Genomic DNA, 627 nt, shown 5'->3' with positions numbered 1-627 from the left:
CACAAGGAACTACGCCGAATTGGCCAGACGGGGCAGGCACAACGGCTCGAGCGCGAGACCGTCCTGCGTGATCTTGGGTTCAGTGTGTCGCTGAAAGTCACGCAGAACATGCGCAGCATTTTGAAGACGGATCCGAACCACTTTTCGTGGCGGATGACTTCGTGCGCAGCCCTCCATGTGTAACGAGTCCGGTCGAGCCGCGTCTTATGGACACGAAGAAATTCAGAAGCTGAGGCGCATGAGGAGCGAACGTGAAAACAATCTGCAATTTAGACGCAATCCTGCCTTGGCGTTGCGCAGCCATGTCTGCTCCTTACGGAGCCAGGCTTCGTCATCGTCTCAAAGGCTGACTTGTGCTAGCGGAGGACACCGGTTCTGCGCGGACTCTCGGATCAATCCATCCCGACCACCCAGTAAGGAAAACACATCATGACACTCAAGCAAGTCGTAATTTGCTACCCCACACGCACCGCGATCGGCACCTATGGCGGGTCCCTGAAAGAGATGCCGGCAACTGAGATTGGCGCCGCTGCAATCCGTTCGACACTAGCCCACATTCTCCAAGTAAGTCGCTGATTTCGCTGTCGTAATCGTGATATTTCGCATATAAATCATGGCGTTGACGGC

At 55.0% G+C, this 627-nt stretch carries 1 pseudogene; it reads left to right on the top strand.

Annotation, left to right across the window (positions count from 1 at the left end):
* A pseudogene (locus tag G5V65_RS22230) lies at positions 1 to 183 on the top strand (hypothetical protein); the annotation flags it as partial.
* Positions 184 to 627: the final 444 nt, after the last annotated feature.

This window comes from Paragemmobacter kunshanensis, from assembly GCF_011059185.1.
In the GTDB taxonomy this organism is placed as follows: Bacteria; Pseudomonadota; Alphaproteobacteria; order Rhodobacterales; family Rhodobacteraceae; genus Paragemmobacter; species Paragemmobacter kunshanensis.
The sequence above is the reverse complement of the archived record's forward strand: the minus strand, read 5'-3'. Positions and strand labels throughout refer to the sequence as shown.